This is a genomic window from Sphingobacterium sp. UBA3519, assembly GCF_002377215.1.
GTDB lineage: Bacteria > Bacteroidota > Bacteroidia > Sphingobacteriales > Sphingobacteriaceae > Sphingobacterium > Sphingobacterium multivorum.
Map to the genome: position 1 here is coordinate 451,083 of NZ_DFPI01000024.1, position 17,978 is coordinate 469,060.

14 protein-coding genes are annotated in these 17,978 nt (G+C 41.9%); 4 read left to right on the forward strand and 10 right to left on the reverse strand.

The genetic code is table 11. The features are described 5' to 3' along the window. Positions 1-2 precede the first annotated feature (2 nt). Together B3297_RS14415 and B3297_RS14420 are read left to right on the forward strand one after the other, a co-directional pair. Positions 3-977, forward strand: coding sequence for a PLP-dependent aminotransferase family protein (locus B3297_RS14415; RefSeq protein ID WP_286779060.1), 975 nt, complete (start codon positions 3-5; stop codon positions 975-977). 91 nt (positions 978-1,068) lie between these two features. Then, the gene (locus B3297_RS14420; protein ID WP_286779061.1) at positions 1,069-1,413 is read left to right on the forward strand and encodes a hypothetical protein; all 345 of its coding nucleotides are present in this window, start codon (positions 1,069-1,071) and stop codon (positions 1,411-1,413) included. 191 nt (positions 1,414-1,604) lie between these two features. Here the strand turns inward: B3297_RS14420 and B3297_RS14425 are convergent, their stop codons facing one another. The 7 genes from B3297_RS14425 to B3297_RS14455 all read right to left on the reverse strand — a co-directional run bounded on the left by B3297_RS14425 (position 1,605) and on the right by B3297_RS14455 (position 9,868). Then, positions 1,605-3,248 carry a PepSY-associated TM helix domain-containing protein gene (locus tag B3297_RS14425; RefSeq protein ID WP_286727420.1) on the reverse strand — a complete coding sequence of 548 codons (1,644 nt, stop codon included), beginning with the start codon at positions 3,246-3,248 and terminating at the stop codon, positions 1,605-1,607. Between the two features lie 6 nt (positions 3,249-3,254). Then, complete coding sequence (locus tag B3297_RS14430) at positions 3,255-3,533, reverse strand: hypothetical protein (RefSeq protein WP_070561349.1); 279 nt, start codon at positions 3,531-3,533, stop codon at positions 3,255-3,257. Positions 3,534-3,543: 10 nt separating this feature from the next. Then, positions 3,544-3,876 carry a hypothetical protein gene (locus tag B3297_RS14435; protein ID WP_070561351.1) on the reverse strand — a complete coding sequence of 111 codons (333 nt, stop codon included), beginning with the start codon at positions 3,874-3,876 and terminating at the stop codon, positions 3,544-3,546. A gap of 29 nt (positions 3,877-3,905) precedes the next feature. Then, the gene (locus B3297_RS14440; protein WP_286779062.1) at positions 3,906-6,323 is read right to left on the reverse strand and encodes a TonB-dependent siderophore receptor; all 2,418 of its coding nucleotides are present in this window, start codon (positions 6,321-6,323) and stop codon (positions 3,906-3,908) included. A gap of 122 nt (positions 6,324-6,445) precedes the next feature. Then, positions 6,446-7,162, reverse strand: a complete 717-nt coding sequence (locus B3297_RS14445) for a DUF4198 domain-containing protein (protein ID WP_115046414.1) — start codon at positions 7,160-7,162, stop codon at positions 6,446-6,448. 389 nt (positions 7,163-7,551) lie between these two features. Then, positions 7,552-8,364, reverse strand: a complete 813-nt coding sequence (locus tag B3297_RS14450; protein ID WP_115046413.1) for an MBL fold metallo-hydrolase — start codon at positions 8,362-8,364, stop codon at positions 7,552-7,554. A gap of 76 nt (positions 8,365-8,440) precedes the next feature. Next, complete coding sequence (locus tag B3297_RS14455; protein WP_070561512.1) at positions 8,441-9,868, reverse strand: L-serine ammonia-lyase; 1,428 nt, start codon at positions 9,866-9,868, stop codon at positions 8,441-8,443. A 215-nt stretch (positions 9,869-10,083) separates the two neighbouring features. On the opposite strand from B3297_RS14455, the gene B3297_RS14460 reads away from it, so the two are divergent. Beyond that, positions 10,084-11,631, forward strand: a complete 1,548-nt coding sequence (locus tag B3297_RS14460; protein ID WP_286779063.1) for a glycoside hydrolase family 10 protein — start codon at positions 10,084-10,086, stop codon at positions 11,629-11,631. Positions 11,632-11,727: 96 nt separating this feature from the next. Here the strand turns inward: B3297_RS14460 and B3297_RS14465 are convergent, their stop codons facing one another. Both B3297_RS14465 and B3297_RS14470 read right to left on the reverse strand, forming a co-directional pair. Beyond that, on the reverse strand, positions 11,728-13,434 hold the full coding sequence (locus tag B3297_RS14465; RefSeq protein ID WP_115046411.1) for a glycoside hydrolase family 3 protein: 1,707 nt from the start codon (positions 13,432-13,434) through the stop codon (positions 11,728-11,730). 305 nt (positions 13,435-13,739) lie between these two features. Further along, positions 13,740-14,282 carry a TetR/AcrR family transcriptional regulator gene (locus B3297_RS14470; RefSeq protein WP_070561361.1) on the reverse strand — a complete coding sequence of 181 codons (543 nt, stop codon included), beginning with the start codon at positions 14,280-14,282 and terminating at the stop codon, positions 13,740-13,742. 218 nt (positions 14,283-14,500) lie between these two features. On the opposite strand from B3297_RS14470, the gene B3297_RS14475 reads away from it, so the two are divergent. Continuing rightward, entirely contained in the window at positions 14,501-17,242 is a 2,742-nt protein-coding gene (locus B3297_RS14475; RefSeq protein WP_286710265.1) for an outer membrane beta-barrel protein, read from the forward strand. Positions 17,243-17,292: 50 nt separating this feature from the next. Here the strand turns inward: B3297_RS14475 and B3297_RS14480 are convergent, their stop codons facing one another. After that, positions 17,293-17,967: a response regulator transcription factor gene (locus B3297_RS14480; RefSeq protein ID WP_070561365.1), complete on the reverse strand. Its 675-nt coding sequence runs from the start codon at positions 17,965-17,967 to the stop codon at positions 17,293-17,295. Positions 17,968-17,978: the final 11 nt, after the last annotated feature.

Sequence of the window (17,978 nt, forward strand, 5' to 3'; positions counted from 1 at the left end):
GGATGGAACAGCAACTGTTATATAAAAAAATAGCCAATATTGTTGAAAACCAGATCAAAAATGGTTCCTTGGTCTATGGCGATCGTTTACCTTCTGTCCGCAGCGCTCAGAAATTATACAATGTAAGTTTAAATACGGCAAAAAGTGCCTATATGGAACTAGAGAGTCGATCGCTCATTGAATCACGCCCCAAATCAGGCTATTTCGTTAGCCGATCCGGGCTTCGTCGGATGGCTATCCCGTCCATTTCTACCTTCAAAATCGACGAAAAGAAACAAGATCCCGCGGCATTGATCGATAAAGTTTTCCACTCCCTGGAAGACAAGGAAATTACACGCTTTTCACTGGGTTTACCCAGTGCATCATTACTTCCGATTCAGAAACTTAATCGATGCATTATAGAGTCGGTTCATGAGCTGCATGATTACGGTGATCAATATGGACAGGTACAGGGAAGTCCGAGCTTACGGAAAGAAATTGCCAAATGGTCATTGGTACTTGAGGGAAAAATAAGTGACGAGGATCTTATTATCACGTCGGGCGCCATGAATGCCATCTACAGCTGCCTTCGTGCCGTCACTAAACCCGGCGACACCATAGCGGTAGAAAGCCCCCTTTACTTTGGCTTTATTCAGGCTTTTCAACTACTGGGCCTCAAAACCATCGAGATTCCGACCCACCCTATTACGGGAATTGAATTGGATGCCCTGAAAAAAGTTATTCATAAAATTGATGTCTGTTGTTTTGTCACCAACTTTAGCAATCCATTGGGCGCACTCATGCCTGAGGAGCACAAGAAAGAGCTTGTCAAACTGCTCGCACACCACCATATTCCATTGATTGAAGACGACCTATATGGAAACATCTATTTCGGTTCGTCACGGCCCAAACCATGCAAATATTTTGACGAAGAGGGACTGGTGATGTGGTGTGGATCATTTACCAAAGTATTAGCCCCAAGTTTTCGGCTCGGTTGAGCCCGGGCAATACAAAGATAAGATCCTAAAACAAAAGCTCATACAAACGATTTCGCAGCCTGCAATTTACCAGGAAGCTGTTTCCAAATTCTTGCAGATCGGCCGGTACGACCATCACCTCAATAGCTTCAGAAAAAAACTGTACAGCAATTATGTCAATTTTAGAAACAGCATTGAGGCCCATTTTCCGGAAAATACCAAAATGTCGCAGCCCGAAGGTGGCTTTGTACTTTGGTTAGAGCTGGACAAAAAGATAGACTCAACGGTGCTCTACGATTATGCGCTTAGGCAAAAGTTGAGTTTTGCTCCGGGAAGGATGTTTACACAGCACGATCAGTTTAAGAACTGTATTCGGCTAAACTATGCTGTGGACTGGAACGAAAAGACAGCACAGGATCTGATGCGCCTCGGCCGATTTTTTAAGGCTGTATTGTAAGAGGAAATTTCCGCGATCATCAGTATGGTATCCTTGGATAAGAATTGCTCTGCGCCATGAGGCATTGTCTACCAGGATCTGACCTTAAAGGTATTTAAGCCGTACCCTATAAACGTTCCAAGGGCACCTTGTGAGCACCCTTGGAATCAAAAAACAAAGTGTATACCTTCGCAGAGAGAAAAGAATCTTTGTTAACGAATCGTCTCAAAGAATTTTTTAGTCTTGTTATAGGCGATTACACCAATTATACCGATCATCAGCCATAAAAAGTCGACGACGAAAATATCCCGCTGTCCATTGCGGAAGGTATCCCAGATCCAGTTACCAGTCATAAAACCATTGGCAAGTGGAATAAAAAATGCCAATATGCTTCCAACCAGCAATGTTTCGCGATTGGTTCTGCGTATGCTTCTCCGGATAATGTAATACAGTGAAAATAGGAGCCAGCTATAGAAATAAACGCGGTATATAAAATCCTGATTGACCTCAGGGCTCAATTTAATAGCAATGAAAGTCAATGCAGTGACAGGTAACATCGTCAAACATATTGCCGTGAAAATATTGGCCGCCCAGAAATTGAATTTTCGTTTTCGTGGAATTACGTTGTTTTTGTCACGCGCTACCAACCAGATCAATATACCCGAGATAATAACAAGACACCCCATAACTCCCAAAATAAAGTACACCATCTTGAGCGGATAGCCTCCATAATCGCCATAATGCAACCGGTATATAATGCTGCGCACCCCATCTGCATAGCTAGCATCGCTAACTGGTGATTTCTCGGCAACAACTTTATTGTCGGCCGCTCGCACAGACAACAGCCCCGATCCAGCAAAGCTTTTGTTAAAATGCGGTTCCAGCTCCATGATAACATGCATATTGGAGTCTGCGTAGTTTTTGATCGTAATACGCTGAAAATCGGCTTCCGGCCATTTGTGTTTTGCCAGATCTAAAAATGGAGCGATATTAATGTCTGCATTTAAAGGTTTGTAGGTATAAGGAAAATTGGTTTCGGCACTAACCCCCATCTCCTGATACATTTTTTGCTGATCACCATCATACAACAACTTGCTCAGCGGCAAAGCGAGTACTGAATTGATGATCAAGAACGTACCTGTTACCGCGAAGATAAATTGAAACGGAAAACCAATGACGCCCAATGCGGTGTGCATATCAGTCCATACCGTTTTCCATTTACTGAAGGGTCTGAACACAAAGAAATTTGAGACGATCTTATCCCAATGCAGCAATAACCCGGTAATAAGGGCAAACAGAAAAATAAAAGCGGTAATACCTGCAATAAGATAACCAAATGGCGCTATGCCTACCCGAATCGGCACCTGATTGAGCTGGGCCAAGAAATGCAAACGAAATAAAAACTCGCCCATATCGTAATTCTGCACATAGTCTCCAGCCTTTTTATTAGCAAAATTATAGGTAAAGTTCTTTGAATCATCATCTCCACCCCTTCTGCGGCTAAACTTTTTTGCAGCTTTTTGTTCAGGCGTGATCTTCGCCAGGTTTTCTTTATTGAGTATACTATCGTTGGATGCACTCAAGCCCAAGTAGGCTGAAGTCCCTTCCCGGTACATATAAAAGGTAATATCGCGTCCATGCAAATTTGTTTGTCCTTTGAGTGAGTCGAGCAAATGATCAACGTTTTTATGATCTTCGCGATAAGTCTTATACGACGTATTATTCTGCCAGGCAGCAATTTCATTCCTAAAAAACGCAAATGATCCCGCAAAGAATATCACATAAAGGATAGCGCAAATAATAATGCCACTAATGGTATGCGTATTGAAATAGATATTATAATTTCGGTTATTCATGGTCAATTACATTTTGAAAAAATAAGGCAGCGAAAAAACTGCCGCCAAGAGTAAGTATAATCCCCATATTTTCCATCCACTCTTAGCAAGAAAGGCCAACAAGAGCAGTACTGCCCATAGGAGATAACCCGTGAAGCAAGCCGTGGCAACAACATCCTTTTTCTCAAAAATATGAGTGACCAAAACGTGGAAAGAGATCATGACGACATAACCACCGATAAATCCGGCTGTAATTTTCAGGAATCGCTGAAAGGGCGTACTGAGGTATTTTTTATTAGCAGGCATATTTAATCGATTAAGAAATCAATAATTCAACACAAAGGCTAAATACATACAATCCCATAATTGGGTATAATTTGAAATAGCGATAAGGATTTAATAGGACCACAAGACACATCATGCACATGAAATAGGCAAAAAAAGCAAAAAAACCTGCTCCAAAACCTTGCAGATAAAGAACAGCTCCAAATGGAAAGATCAATAGCAGCATGCTCAATGTGCGCACAAACTTCGTTTGTGCGCACAATTTTTCAAGCCATTGTGGTCTAGGGCCAAACTTCACCTTTTTGCTCGTGTTGTAAAAAAGATAGGCTCCCATGAGTATAACGATTAACAGTGTACTATACATCGATTCTATAATTTATCTGGATCGGTCCGTTAAAATTTATAGGTCACTCCCATACGGAAGTTACGTCTAGCTTCGACGATATAGGAATAATAATCCACACCACCGAGCTTCTGAACGGCCGCACTTGCTTTGGAGATCGATCCAGCAGTCAGCAATTTGCGGTTGTCCAACACATTATTGATTACGACCGAAATGGCATACTTCCCTTTTTGATAGCTGATGCCTGCATCGGTACGCAGATAATTCTTGAAATTACTTTCTTTTGTTGTCCCAACTGCACGGTCAAACATTCCCTGAACACTTCCCATAAAGCCAAGTCCACGCACTTTCCCATCCTGAATACGATAGGATACAAATGCATTGGCTGTATGTTTGGCCGTATTCGGAGTGATATTACCTATATTTTCTTCTTTGGTATCTTTGGAGATCTTCGAATCTGTCAAGGCATAATTTGCATTCACATTCAGCCCCTTAATAATTTCACCGGTGACATCAAATTCGATACCCTTGCTTCTGGTTTCTCCCAATTGGGTCTGGAATGACACACCATTAACGACGTGACTCGGATCGGGGTCAGCTACCAGCGCATTTTTACGGGCAATAGTGTAGGCACTTAACGTGGAGATCCATTTTCCACCCATCCACTCTTTCTTAACACCTGCTTCTAAATCATTTCCGCGTATTGGTTTGAAAGCATTACCTTCCCAGTCGGTACCAGCGACAGGAACAAAAGATTGATCAAACAAGCCATATACACTCATGGATTTATCGATCGAATAGCTCAACCCTACCCTCGGCGTAAATGCTTTATCGGTTCTGTCAGCTACAGACGTTTTTCCTATGGTCTCATTAATTGTATAGCGTAAGCCAAGCGATAAACGCAATTTCTCTTCCAGGAACGCCAATTCATCGTGCGCGTAGAATGACATATAGTTTGTTGAAGTCACGTAGTTGCTACCGCCCGCACGGACCTTTACACTCTGCGAACGATCCAGCGCAGGGAATACACTGCCTGGAATACCGTATTTAGGATCATAGACGTTGAGCGGCGCTGAAGGAATCGAATCCAAAATCGTTCTGAAATCGCCCCAAAACTTCTTATTACCATAATCCGCACCGATTAAAATCCGATGACGAACGCTTCCAGTATATTCCTCTCCATTTAAGGAAACCTGACCAAAACTATTTTCACCATGTTCGTCGGCAATACTGTAATAACGTGGCATATCGCCATTGGCTTTCATGTAATTCAGCCATGTACTGGTGGCTTTCATATCAAAATTGAAATAGGCCATCTGTGCATGCAATTTCCAGTTTTCGTTTAGTTTGCGATCCAGGTAAATATAGGCACTATGGTCTTTTAGCTTTCCGGGCTCCATGGAGGGATCACCATAGAAGAAGTCATTGGCAATACCCGGATCGGCAAATCCTTTGGGTGAGAACGTATAATTACCATTTGATAGGTAGGTAGACCCTTGGTAGGTGTATTCAAATGTTAAGTTCGTCAAAGAATCTACTTTATAGGTAACCACTGGCGCTATAACAAGCCGGTTACTGTAATTATATTTTGTAAAAAAATCTTTTTGTTGTCCGGCCACATTCAGACGGTAAAGCAGTTTGCCATCTTTGCGCAATTTACCATCCAAGTCAACGGCAGCGCGATAGGTACTGAAGCTCCCTGTATTCAGGGTAACAGACCCCTTGGTATTACCGGTAGGTTTTTTTGTTACCACATTATAAAAGCCGCCAGGTTCGCCATTGGCAAGCATAAAACCGGCTGGTCCTTTTACAAATTCGATCCGTTCGATCATACTTGCATCTTCGGCTGTAGGCCCCCAAGAAGCTTCAATGTTCATCCCATTACGGAATGCAGGGATCTTAGAGCCACGCATACGGATATTGGCATATTGGTTGTCCCAATGGCCCTGACGTGTTGCGCCACTAACATTACGCGTAATACCATCAACAATGTCGAAAACCTGTTGATCTGCCATTAAATCGGAAGAAATAACCTGTATATTTTGAGGCAGCTCTAGGATTGGTGTTTTAAGGCGTAACGATCCGGAGATACTGTCAAACTTATAATGCTCATAGTATTTACCATAAACCGCAACTTCGTCAATAGCTTGCGATTGGTCCTTTAAGATAATGGGACCAAGGTTTGCCGTCTCATCTGTTACGTTCACTTCCATCGTATGCTTACCGTAACCGATCGCTTTAATCTCGATATGGTAGGTTTTGGATGAAAGCTTATGAAAAGCGAAATGCCCCTCACTATCTGTGCTGGTGGTAACACCTGTATTAGTTAATTTTACTGTCGCTCCTGTGATAGGTTCGGATTTTTCATTGATAAGAATTCCTTCAATGACTTTGTTCGTCTGTGCTTGTGCAACAGAAAAGACCGAACTAATCATAGGAATAGCCAAAAAGGATAAAGTTTTATTCATGAATGTAGTATGGTAGATGTTTTATTATAGTAGATTTTTCTTAGATATTTTTTTTGTAAGGACCCATTGGTGTTGCCATCGTTTCAGATTAGACCCTTATGCTGTCTGCGCTGTAGCTGCGGTTATTTGACAGTAATGAAAGTCGTACTTCCCTGCCATGTCGAAGCATAGGCTTTCCCTTCATGTTCACCTGCAGTTTCAGCAAACGTACTTGCTTCCAAGACGTATGGACCAGCCCATATTGCGTCAAATGTCAGGATGCCATGCTCGTCCGCAACAAACTCTTTTCCCCAACCGGTAGTCGAAAAAACAGAAACTTTGGCCTGTGGAACAGCTTTGCCGAAGCTGGTGATCTTTGCTTGTATACGTTGCCCCTTTTTTGCGTTAGCCGCACCAAGCAATTCAATTTGCAATGGGCTTTTTACATTTTTATAATCGAGTGTTGCAGACTTTCCTACGATAACAGGCACTAAGGAAGAAAATTCATATTTCGTTTTACCGCCTAGATCTTTAGGTGCTTTAACAATGGATAGGAAATAGGTTCCGGCTGCTGTAGGTTGGAATGAACCGCTAAAGTGATCGCCTTGATTCGTCAATTGAAGCTTGACGGGTTCCTGTCCCGGGGCATGCAACATTAATGAGAAGTCCTTCACGTCGGAGTACCATTTGTCGACCTGATCTCTTTCATTCGTTGCAAACTCGCCGTAATATACCTTGACTTCATGGGATTGGTTTAACGTTCCATAAGAAGATGATTCAATCCAAAGGGCATGGGCATGACTAGAGTGACTACACAGTAATACCGTAAGAAATGTGAAAAATGAAATTAAAATTTTCATAATATGTTGATTGATGTTTAGTTTTCTTCAACTTATTATGGGAGAATTTGCAGGTTTTGCATATGCTTAACAACGAATAAAATAATAAAATTCGTTATCTTGCAAGTTCTTCCATATCGTATATCGGGAGTAACTGACACAGCGTGCTGTTTCAGTCATCTACATGCAGTTGCCGCTGTATGTAGATTAACGCCATGTGATAGATTGCCGTCTATTACATGGTGTTTTTTGTTTCTTGTTGTCCAAATAAGTATAAAAGATATTATTTAGACTGATTAAAAACAAAGCAAATATAACAGGAAATCTTTTTAAAACAACTAATTTTTTCATTTTACAGTATTCTTACGCTTTAACTGAAGAAATACAGCGAACAAAAAGAGCGTTGTTAGTTAGGAAGAGAGTGCGGAAAGGATTGAAAAAGATGCCACATGGTTTTCCAGCACAAGTTTCAGGTCGAATAATTCTGTTTCCTGGTAACGTGTCGCGACATGTAGCTGGATACGTTCGCAATGTGGTTCGAAAGTTTGCTGTACCAGATCGACGGTATTATTTTCGCCGGAGAGGTGAGTGAGGATAAGATGTTTAAGACGGTCGGTTTTATAGGCGTTAAACAGTTCGACGGCAACACGATTTGACAAGTGTCCCCAACCACTGCTGATCCGATTTTTCAGAAAATAGGAATAGCGTCCTGTACGCAACATCTCCTCGTCATAATTTGATTCCAGGAGCAAAACATCCGAATGTTGAATAACATGCTGCACATTTTCGCAAGGTCGTCCAATATCTGTCAGGACACCGATATTGTATGTTCCATCTGAGACAAGAAAGCTGCATGGTTCTTTGGCATCGTGATATTTGGGAATACCGTACACCTTAAGTCCTCCAATTTCAACAACCTCATCAGGAGAAATGATATGGACCAAATGGGATGGAAGATGCAAACGGGTGCCATCGTAACTTCCCTTGGTAATATAAACCGGTAAATTATATTTTTTGGCAAATACAGATAGGCCCCTAATATGATCAGAATGTTCATGGGTAATGAAAATTGCTTTGATCTGAGTCGGTAAAATATCCAGGTTGTACATCCGCAGGTGTATATGCTTGCTGTTGATTCCAGCATCTATCAAGATAGCAGAATCATCTTTAGCGACATAATAACAGTTCCCATTACTTCCGGAGGCGATTGCACAATATTTCATTCGTTTATGCTCTTTATAAGAATAGATCTATTTTACCGCGTCAAAGATACGAAAAACGAGAAAACTTCGGCAGTCATTAACATTCCGGCAAACTCAATGGAATATTGACGGCCAATCCACCATCTGCTGTTTCCTTATATTTGGCATTCATATCCAAAGCAGTCTCCCACATAGTTTTAACCACTGTATCCAAACTTACTTTTGCTTTATCCGGATTCGATTGCAGTGCCAATTGTGCCGCAGTAATGGCTTTAATGGCTCCCATTGTGTTGCGTTCGATGCAAGGAATTTGTACCAGTCCACCGATTGGATCGCATGTCAATCCGAGGTGATGTTCCATGGCAATCTCGGCAGCCATCAGCACCTGGCGCTGTGATCCGCCGAGTACTTCTGTCAGCGCGCCGGCTGCCATCGCTGATGAAACGCCAATCTCGGCCTGACAACCGCCCATTGCGGCTGAAATGGTTGCATTTTTCTTAAATATCGATCCGATCTCGGATGCGGTAAGAATAAATTGGATAATTTTATTTTCAAGCATTCCGTCGTGGAAAGTAATGTAATATTGCAACACCGCTGGGATAACGCCTGAGGCCCCATTGGTAGGAGCTGTAACCACACGTCCGAAAGAGGCGTTCTCCTCATTTACGGCAAGTGCAAAACAACTTACCCAATCCAGAATATATTGAAAGTTTTGGCCGCCCTCGCGAATGGCCGCTACCCAGGACTCATAATCTTGATAACTTCGTCCCTGCATTAACTTCTTGTTTAGCTTGGCTGCTCTACGTTCGACATTTAAGCCCCCAGGTAATGTCCCGCCAGTATGACAGCCGCGGTAGATACATTCATGTATTGTTTTATAAATATTCAAAACGCCTGCCACGGTTTCACTTTCTTCACGCCATGCACATTCATTTTCAAGGACCAGCTCCGAGATTTTCAGACCCGTTTTCATCGTCCAATGCAAGAGTTCCTGTGCAGTATCGACAGGAAACGGAAGGTCCACTTCAGACAAAACACCTTCAGTATCATTTTCCTGCACCACAAAACCACCCCCTATCGAATAATAGGTTTCAGTAATTGCCTTACCATTGGATAGGAATGCCTGAAAGGTCACTGCGTTGGGGTGAAAAGGTAAACTTTCCGCGTATAGAAACAAGAGGTCTTCCGGATAGGAAAAAGGAATCGTCCGTTCGCCAGCGACTTCCAGTTCGCCGACTGTCTTAATATGCTCGACTTTGGGCATCACGCTATTGACATCAAAGGTAACCGGATCATCTCCACTTAGTCCCAGGAGCACAGCAATATCGGTACCATGTCCAGCACCGGTTTTGGCCAAAGAACCATACAGCAGGATTTTGACTTGTTCGACTTCATGCAAGACACCTTTTGACCTAAGAACAGCTGTAAATTGCTGGGCTGCACGCCAAGGTCCCAAGGTATGCGAACTCGAGGGCCCTATACCAATCTTAAACATGTCAAAAACGGATATTTGTTCTTTGCTCATAATCTTTTTTATTGTGATTAGCCGATCAAGCCATTGCTTTTGTGAAAACCGCATCTAAATTAGCACAAATAAAGTACAATGTTACTTGTATTTGCATTATTATCAATTTGAAAACCAAGCTCAGGTTCTTTTAACAAGTATCCAACAAACATCTTACATTTTTTAGGGAAAAAGTAAGAAATGCTTCCCTATCTTTGTTGGCTATAATTTATAGAATGACGGGAAAAACATATTTATATTCTTTTTTTACCATTGTTATCTGTTTATTTTCGATTAGAACGTATTCCCAGCAACTACCTAAGCGGGAGTTTCGTGGCGTGTGGGTTGCAACCATAGGTAATATTGACTGGCCATCTGTCAAAGCGGGCAATAATGTCGCACAGCAAAAACAGGAGTTTATTGATTTATTGGACCAGCACCGCAGCGCGGGACTGAATGCCATTATTTTGCAGGTACGTCCAGCTGCCGACGCATTTTACGCGAAGGGCAGAGAACCATGGAGTAGATATCTAACCGGGAAACAGGGATTACCACCTTCGCCATTTTATGACCCCTTGGAGTTTGCCATCACCGAGGCCCACAAGAGAGGAATGGAACTCCATGCCTGGTTCAATCCGTATCGTGCTTCCACAACATTAAATCCGGCTCATTTTTCGGATGAGCATATTACCAAGCGTCACCCGGAATGGTTCTTCACCTATGCTGGCAAGAAGCTTTTCAACCCCGGTATTCCGGAAGTTCGCAAATATATTATTGATGTCATCATGGATGTGGTCAAAAACTACGATGTAGATGGCATTCATTTCGATGATTATTTTTACCCCTATCCCGATAGCAGAAATACACCGGTACCGGATCAGATTACCTTTGGTCAATATAATAATGGGATCGAGAAAATTGACGACTGGCGACGCAACAATGTCAACGTACTGGTGCACGATCTTGGTGTTGCCATCAAAAAGATAAAACCATATGTCAAATATGGCATTAGTCCTTGTGGGGTATGGGACAACAAAGAAAATAACAGTGCCGGATCAGATACCCGTGGTCTGAGCGCTTACCGGGAACTGTATGCTGACGGTGTCAAATGGATGCAGGAAGGTTGGATCGATTATATCAATCCACAGATCTACTTTCCATTCAAAAATCGCGCAGCAGCCTATGAGATCTTGGTTGACTGGTGGCAGAAACACACCTATGGCCGTCACTTTTATGTCGGGCATGGAGCTTATCGTGTTACCGAAAATAAAATCGGCTGGACAGACCGTAGTCAGATCCCCAGACAGGTACGCCACTTAAGGGAGGAGCACGATGCGGAGGGAAGTATTTATTTCAGTTCCAAGTCACTCACGGACAATCTTGTTGGACTGCAGGATTCCATGCGAAATGACCTGTACCGTACACCGGCTTTACCCCCTACAATGCCTTGGTTAGATAGTATCCCACCCAATGCCCCCTTCGGTCTTCTGGTGAAAAATTCGGCCAATGGTAAAATGAATACCTTATTTTGGCAAAAACCCGATGTGGCCAATGATGGGGAGTCGGCTTATGGCTATGTGATCTATCGCTTCAACCTCGATGAAAAAGTAAACATTAAAGACCCTGGAAAAATCATTTTTATCACCTTTGATGGGGATAAGCTTCAATATACCGATGACGATATCAAACAGCATCAAAAGTATAAATATGTCGTGACGGCGATTGACCGTATGAAAAATGAAAGTAAGCCATCCGATAGCAGGTCCGCCCATGAAGAGATTTAAGTGTTGCTAAAAAAAATACCCCTTCCGAAATGGCTTTGCAATTGCAGGAGGGCCATTTTTGGAAGAGGTACCGTGTTGGTGTGATTTTATAATGCTTTATTTCCCCTGTCCGTATTTAAATTTTTTGTTTATCGTAACAGGGAGTTTTCCTTTCGGCGTATTTTGCCCTAAAATAGTTTTCACTGCCGCTTTCTGCATGAAAGCATCATTTTGATAGGCCAGCAAAATTGTTTTTGCTTTTTTGGATGCTTCAAATCCATCCACAGCATAGGCATTGGTAAATAAAGTCAGGATTGATTTTTTTGCAAATTTCTTCATCAGGCCCTGAACATCTTTATTTAATACCATGGTCGGACGTGGACGAAGTCTCGTATCGTGTACGGCAATAATAAATTGTTTGTTCTTCTTGATTTCTTTGGTAAGACGTTTGATATCTTCCTTACTTGTGCTATCCGTGATGAAATATTGTGTTTCATTTGTGAGTGCACTAGCCAATTCATTTTGGAAGGTCTGATTGGCTGTAATACCAATGTTGATAATAGCCGTAGGTAAATCCTTTTTGAAGGATTTTAATTTTTCTGTCGAGTTCAAAGCGGTGATCGCTGCATCGGACAGTTCGTCAATGAGTTGAACAGCTGAAGCACGATGTAAATCATGGTATAGATTCTGTTGTACAGTTGCCTGATATTTATCTAAACCAAGCCAGAGCTTAGCGGCAAGCACTCGTTTTACCCGCGCATCAATATCGGCCTGCGTGATACGTCCTTCTTCAATAGCTTTTACAATCAAATCGATCGCACGCTTGCTATTCTCCGACACTTCAAGTAAATCATGCCCTGCGATAATCGCCTGTACGTCGGCTTCTCCATTTGGAAAAAACTTCTTTACACCTTTCATGTCCATTGCATCAGTAACTGTTAGTCCTTTAAAGCCAAGTTCATTACGCAAAAGATCGGTTACAACCTTTTTAGAGATGGAAGATGGCATATTAGGCGTATCATCTAAACTCGGAATATTCATGTGGGCCACCATAACAGCAGGTGCACCGGCTTTAATAAGCTCTTTGAACGGATACAACTCCAGGGTATCCAAGCGTTTTTTGTCAAAAGGTAGTTGCGGCAGATCATAATGAGAATCCACATCTGTATCGCCATGCCCCGGGAAGTGTTTAATGGAAGCCAGGATACCACCATCCACCATACCGTCCATATACGCTTTAGCTTTCTGGGTTACATTATATTTATTATCACCGAAGGAGCGGATACCGATAACGGGATTTTTAGGGTTATTGTTGATATCTACATCAGGGGCAAAATTGAAATGCATACCTATACGTTGGAAGTCTAAAGCAACCTCACGTCCCATGCGATAAATCAACTGATTATCCTGAACGGCCCCTAAAGTCATCTGATAAGGGAACGACAAAGTAGAATCTGGCATACGCATGCCTAATCCCCACTCGCCATCAAATGTCACCATCAATGGGACCTTGGACAGGGATTGATACCGATTGAACATATCAACATGGCGGACAGGACCGCCCTGAAAAACAACGAGACCGCCCAAATGTTGGTCCTGTATAACCTGAGCTACGGAGTCAATATATTTCTGTCCTAAATTGGTGTGTGCCCTAACCAAAAATAACTGTGCAACTTTTTCTTTTGGCGTCAACGTATTGAATACCGCATCGACCCATGCATGCTGGGAGTTGATGTATTTCACAAAATCTTTTTTGTCCTGAGCTTTCAAAAAAGAAATTGTGCCGACTAATGCCAATATTCCCAGACCGAGTTTTTTGAACATAAATTAGTTTGTATAATGTATTTAAAATAGAAATACTAAGGACGTTATTATTTTGGACAATATGAAATTGTTTTTGCAACAATTTCATATAAACACGCATAAAACAGCAATTCGTAAGGTGCAGAGCTGAAATATACCGCATGTCAATTGGTGGGAGCAATACTAACACTTAATATATAGAAAAATAACAGCGCCGGAATACAACTGCCATCCAACGATTACAATTCAATTATCGGTTTGATAAGCACGAAAGAACTTTATCAAGGAATAGATGTTTAGAAAAGACTATAATTCAGCTTTTTAAGCTAAATCAGGTTATATTTTTTCTCTAGAAACAGCGTCAACTCCATCACATTTTCCAATTCACCTATCGCTTCCTTTTTCCACAGCTTGTCGATAATCAACAAGAGAAATTGTGTTTCGAGATCTGGATTTTCATAGTTCAGATCTTCAAAAGCACGATGGATAATGGGCTGCACAGGCTTCATAAACTGCTCGTGCTGTTGTTTGGAAAAGGGGTGATGAGACAAACGCTCCTGCAATTTCCAAAATAAGGGTTCCGCGGTAACCAATTTATTGGGTAGATTGATCATTGTGCGCAGAAATTCCTTTGGTTCACGATAGGTCATCATTCCGCGGTGGTGCGTAAGAACCTTACGATAACCTGATTTAATCAAATAAACCAACAGTGCGTCTTTATTCCCAAAATGTTTAAAGATTAATGCTTCGGAAACTCCTGCATTTTGGGCAATCGTTTTGGTAGAGGTATTCGTATAGCCTTGATCTGAAAAAAGCAACAAGGCTTCTTTCATAATACGCTCTTTTCTACTCAAAACACTTTCTTTCATCTTTTATTTTTTTAATCTATATCCGCATATCACTCGATCGTTATACGGACTTGTTCAGTTGATTTTATAATTCTACTGCAAATATATCTAATCTTTCCATTCACTTGGGGTTATTGTAACTAAAATGATAATAATTCGTAACAAATAGTGCCATATTTTTGGGAAATAAAATTATATAACCGTCAACAACACATTAAAACACATTTGCACCTCGACCGATGAAGATCAAACTTTGGACCATTTTGTTCTTTTCTATCTGCTTATCGCTATTGGGGAAAAACGGGCAAGCCCAACAGTATATTACGGGCAAGCTGCTTGACAATACGACTTCGCAGCCTATCAGAGGTGCAAGCATCACCATTATAGCGGTAAAAGATTCCAGTAAAGTCCAGGTTCCGACAGACATTTTGGGCCGGTTCAGCAGCAGTACACTTCCCAACGGAGATTATTTGGTCAGTACACAGCCGATGGGCTACAGCATGGATCTTCGGCGTGTAAAACTAATCGGGCAAACAATCGATTTAATGTTTAAACTCACTAATGCCGAGATTGTACTGGATGAAATTAACATTTCTTCGAGCAGTATACAGGTTAAAGGAGATACGCTGGAGTTTGACACCAAGAAATATATCACGCAGGATTTTGCAGATGCTGACGAATTGGTCAAACAGATTCCTGGTGTTGAAATTGATGAAGATGGCAATGTAAAAGCGCAGGGCGAGCCTGTCAATAAGATTATTATTGATGGTCGGGAGTTTTTTAGCACCGATCCTAAGGTTGCCCTAAAAAACCTTCCGGCCGATGTTATCGCCAAGATCCAAATTATCGATGACAAAACCGAGCAGGCCAAGTTTAGTGGTTTTGACGATGGAAAACGCATGAAAGTGATCAATATTGTCACCAAGCCTGATAAAAGAAAATCCTATTTTGGCAAGCTCTCCGGAGGTGCGGGTCCCGACCGAAAATATGCCGTCAATACACAGGTAACCAAAATGAACCCCAAACGGCAATATTCAATTGACATCAATACCAACAATGTTAATCAGCCCAATGGTTTTGCGACCCGCGGAAACACCAGAGGACGTACCGGACAAGGGGTGACGACGCGCTTTAACGCCGGTTTCAACTACTTGGATCGCTTTTTCGATGACCGCATGGACTTCAATGCGAATTATACCTACAACTATACGGACAATAACATCGTCAGCCAAAATAAAACAGAATATACGGCAGGTAACCGGGCCAACCAAATCAACAATCAAGATCAATTAAACAGTACTTACGGCAACAATCATGCTTTATCTATCCGCGCAAACTGGAAGATAGATTCGATTCAGAAACTGGACTTTCAGCCTAATTTCTCCTATCAAAGTAACGATAGGAATACAAGTTCCACAGGCAATACCTTGTTAAATCTAGAAGAAATGCTGAATAGTTCCGACCGTAGGAATAAGAGCTTTGGAGAAAACTTCAACTGGGGCGGAGACCTCACTTACATGCGGAGACTCAACAAACCTGGGCGCACGATCAGTTTTAATTTCAATGGTTCATTTAACAGCAACAAGAGTCATGCGGAAAATTTTGCGCTAAACTCCTATTATAAAGAGGGCTTATTCAGCCGGGTCGACACCGTCAACAATAGGAACTATACCATGGGTGACAATAACGGCTTTCGCTCAAAGATAGCCTATACCGAGATGCTCGGTAAGTATTCCCGGTTGCAAGGGAATTATACGTTTCGGAATACGGCACGCTATTCGGACCGCAGGACCTATGAATTTCTGGCCGAAACAGGCCAGCTAGGGGAATTAAAAAATCGTCTTTCCAATGAATTCCGGAATGATTTTGTTTACCATAGTGGTGGGGTTTCCTACTTATTTAACAAAAAGGATAGCATAAGATTTCAGATTGGTTTAGATTATCAGACGGCTTCACAGGTCAATGATAAATTGTTTCCGAATATACTGACCACAAAAAGCCGCTTCAATAGCCTACTACCTAACCTCAACTTCCAATATAATTTCAATAAGGATACTCGGGTCGAGTTTCGGTATAATGCAAAGACAAATACCCCTTCCATCGAGCAATTGCAAGATTTTATAGACAATCAAAATCCACTACGCATTAGCTCGGGAAATCCGGATCTTAAGCAAGAATATGACCATAACCTTGTGGTACAATTTAGATCGATCAATAAAGGCTCGGGCAGAAGTTTCACCTCTGACATTACAGCAGATTTTATTGAACATAAAATCTCCAATACCATTTTCACCACAGATTCAGCATTTACGATCGCAGCGGAAGTTATACTCGGGCCTGGTGGGCAATACATCAGGCCCGAAAATTTCAATGGGGTCTATAATCTCAAATGGCAAAATAGCCTTGGATACCGCCTTGAACCATGGAAACTTAACTTCAACCTAAACAATAACCTCTATTTCAACCAGAATTACACCTTATTGAATCTCGAAAAGGTCAATGCGCAAACGTACGGCCTGAGTCAACGGGTCGGTGTAAACACGGCATTCAGTAAGGATGTCATCATCGGACTGGATTACAATGGAAACATCGCCTTCTCCAAGAACTCAGCCAGCGAAAAATCGAATTATTCGGTCTATAAACATACCATTGGTAATTCCATTGCATTGACTTTATTAAAAACTTGGACACTCAATTCAACGTTTAACTACCTTTACAATGGCAGCATCCTGAATTCACCAAGTACGACAAGTTTGTTGTGGAATGTCTCTATCGGCAAGAAATTGTTCAAACGTAGGAATGCCGAGATCAATCTCACGGTATTTGATCTATTTAATGACAATAAAAACATCAATCAGCAGGTCAATGATCTTTGGGTACGTATATCCCAATCAAATGCAATAACGCGCTACGCCATATTAAGTTTTACCTACCATATTCGGGGACTTGGCGGAAAAGGAGAAGCGAAAACCCGTCGTTAATATGCACCACCATCGCCAATCCACGTGGAACACTCCGATCAATCAATCAATCAATCAACAGTAAGCATATAGCCAACTCCTCTGACATTGGTAATCTTGATGCGGTCATCCTGACTGAGGTATTTTCGTATCCGGCTGATAAACACATCCAAGCTTCGTCCCGTAAAATATTTATCATGACTCCAATAGGCGCGCATGATATCCTCGCGTGGGATGACCTTATCTTTTTGTTCGTATAACTTCCGCAGCAGCTCACTTTCACGGAAAGACAGCTTAAGCACCTCACCTTGATAGGTCAACTGATGTTTTAGGCTATCGAGGCTATAGTCTCCTATCATCAGCTTTTGGCCGAACAGCATTTTGGGGCTATTTTTTAACAGGGACTCTATCCGCACAACCAATTCTTCAATCTTAAACGGTTTTTTGACGTAATCGTCTCCGCCCAAACGAAATCCCTTTACAACATCCTCTGTCTGCACTTTGGCCGTCAAGAAGATAATGGGTATCTGCGTGTCTGATTCGCGTATTTTTGTTGCCAATGTAAAGCCATCCATCACGGGCATCATGACATCTACGACCAAAATATCCGGCCGAGCTGCTGTAAATGCTTCCAAGGCTTCATGACCATTGCTACAATGGGTGACATTAAATCCATTCGCCTCCAGGCTATCGGCAACGATCATCCCAAGACTTGGCTCATCTTCTACATATAAAATTTCAATCATAGCGTTGTCAT